This window comes from Corynebacterium sp. HMSC076D02, assembly GCF_001813815.1.
Taxonomy (GTDB): domain Bacteria; phylum Actinomycetota; class Actinomycetes; order Mycobacteriales; family Mycobacteriaceae; genus Corynebacterium; species Corynebacterium simulans.
Genome location: NZ_KV814074.1, coordinates 1 through 2,522, shown reverse-complemented (window position 1 = coordinate 2,522; position 2,522 = coordinate 1). Strand labels below are relative to the sequence as shown.

Annotated in this window: 3 protein-coding genes; all 3 read right to left on the bottom strand. The window is 60.1% G+C overall.

What is annotated here, in order from left to right:
* Positions 1 to 24: 24 nt before the first annotated feature.
* The gene (locus HMPREF2935_RS10225) at positions 25 to 1,188 is read right to left on the bottom strand and encodes a tyrosine-type recombinase/integrase (protein ID WP_070733091.1); all 1,164 of its coding nucleotides are present in this window, start codon (positions 1,186 to 1,188) and stop codon (positions 25 to 27) included.
* 223 nt (positions 1,189 to 1,411) lie between these two features.
* Positions 1,412 to 1,696, bottom strand: a complete 285-nt coding sequence (locus HMPREF2935_RS13365; RefSeq protein ID WP_070733090.1) for a hypothetical protein — start codon at positions 1,694 to 1,696, stop codon at positions 1,412 to 1,414.
* A 474-nt stretch (positions 1,697 to 2,170) separates the two neighbouring features.
* Positions 2,171 to 2,522, bottom strand: a 352-nt coding sequence (locus HMPREF2935_RS10210; protein WP_070733087.1) for an ImmA/IrrE family metallo-endopeptidase, incomplete at its 5' end; no start/stop codon positions are given.

Here is a 2,522-nt window from a genome sequence, read left to right as displayed (position 1 = left end):
TCGTAGTACATCTCAAACCACCACCTAACCCCCACCACCAGCACAAACACCGTCCCCATCACCCTCGCCACCATCAGAAATCCCGCACAAATCCCGCACCTGAGGCACCATCCCGCGCAGCCCCTCACCAGCACCAGGAAACAGGTGCGAGTACACATTCAGAGTCATCGACGCCGACGCATGCCCCAACGCCCGTTGCACCATCACCACCGACGCCCCCGCCCCAATCAACGACGACGCATAAAAATGCCGCAACCCGTGAAACGTTGTCTCTACACCCGCCCGTCGTGCGAGCCTGCGAAACTGTGCCGACACACTCGACGACGACAGAGCCTTACCCTCCCGCGAACAAAACACCGTCTCCTCCGGGCCACGCGGCACCCTGCGAAGCTGCTCCTCAAGCGCCGCCACTGTACCCGCCCCAATCGGCACCACACGCCGCGACGCCGCCGTCTTCAACGGCGCAAAATCACCCGTTCTCTGGCCAATCTGCTCCACCACATGCACCTCACCGCGCAGAAAATTCACATTCCGCACCCGCAGGCCACACAGCTCACCGGCACGCAGGCCAGTCTCCGCCGCGACTTGAATCATCGCCGCCAACGTCAAATTCGGGGCACGCCCCACACCAGTGCCACGCGCCGCCCGAATCAGCGCCTGCACATCCTCCACCGTGGGAATGTCCGCACGCTCAGCACCAACCTCCTTACGTGGAATCTTCACACCACGCATCGGGTGCCTACCCACCACATCATCAAGAACCGCCTGCGAAAACACGCCGTGAAGAATCGCCGCCAGCATGTTGATAGTTGAGGTGGCCAGCGGCCTATCATCAGCCCACGGACGACCCTGCTCCAAGACGCTCATCCACTCCCGCACATGCGACGGCTTCACCGACAACACCGGCATGCCACCTAAATCCCCCAAGTTAGCCAGCAGCATCCCACGCCCATTCCGAGTGGACTTATTCACCGCCTGCTGCATCCGCTCCTGCACCAGTTCCTTGACGGTCACACCAGTATCCGCGATGTACTCGCCGCGCCTGACCGCACGCTCCATATCCTGCAAATACGCTTTCGCAGCCCGCTCACGTGAAAAACTCTTCGAGCGTTCTTTACCGGATGGCTCACGCCACCGGGCGACAAAAACCTTCTTGCCTGCCTTGTTGAAACGTTTTTGGATAGCCATTGGGTACACTTCTCCTATCAGGTCACTTGTTGGCTTGATTTCCCCGCCCTTGGTGCTGCACTTCCACATGACAGGCACCAGGGGCGGTCTTGATTTATGATGACTGTGGCCCACAATCCCCCCGTTGGGCCAGGACGCCCCGTGTTGAGCACAGCTCCACGGGGTTGTTCCTTATGGGCTGTTTAGTCCACCATCAGACGTAAGTGCGGGGGCAGGGGCTGGTTTAACCCGGGTAGGATTCGCAGCCCACGCCGTCGCCGTTCTTGTCATGCTTGGGGAGGTAGATACCGTCGCCGCGGTATACCTTGTGTCCGATGTCGGCGCACGACCCGGAATTGCCGCCTCCGGAGTAGGCCGGGGCTGGCTGTGCCGGGGCAGGTGCTGGCGCTTCTTCCTGAAGTTCAGGAACCGGAGCGAATTGCTGAATTTGAGTGTTTTGTTCTGGTTCCGGTTGCTCTTGTGGGGCGGGAGCTGGTGCGGGTTGTTCGGTCGTTGGGTCCTGTGCCATGGAAGGCGAAGCTGCAGACGATGTCGGTTCAGTCGTTCTAGTCGTCGAGGTAGGTGCGGGCTCCGAGCTTGTAGACGTCATTGAAGACGTGGTGGATTCCGGGGTGGTTGTTGATTCCTTTGTCTCAGTTGTTGTTTCGGGCGAGACGGCGGTTCCAAGGATGAGGAGTCCGACGCAGGCTGCGATTATCCACCACCAGTGGCGCTTTAACGGAGTGGCGCCGTGGGCTTCACGACGTTCATGCATGAGGTACCACGCCCCAGGAAAAAGGAAGACTAGACCGACGCATATTCCCGCGAGGATTCCTCGGAAACTGCCTGAAAACAAGTTTCCGAAGATGACAACCCCTCCGAGGGTTGCTGCGGTCCAGGCAAGCACTTTCTTCCATGTGGGCGCTTTATGGGGCGGAGGGGTGGGCTGGGCGCCGTACTCAGAAAAAGGGTTAGAGTTCATGATGGAATTGTCCTTTTGGGGTCAGGCTGCTTTGGTTTGGTAGTGGGCTTTCCAGACGCGTAGCAGGTGTTTGGTGACTTCTAGTTCGTCGGCGATGGCGGGGAGGTGGCCGTGGTGCCATATGGCAGCGGCTTTGAAGTCGGTGGGGTTGATGAGTAGTTGGGCGGCGTATTCGTCGGCGCGTCGTTCTTGGCGTTGGTCGTAGTGGCCATTGCCGGTGGGGGTGTCGCCGTAGTGTGCGTGCCCGAGTTCGTGGGCTAGAACACTGCGGTATTGCTGAATGCTCATTCCCCGCCGGGTGCTAATGATGCGCCGGCGGTGGTCGTACCAGCCGGGCGGCCCGCCTGTGTGGCGCCGTAGCTGCACGCCCATG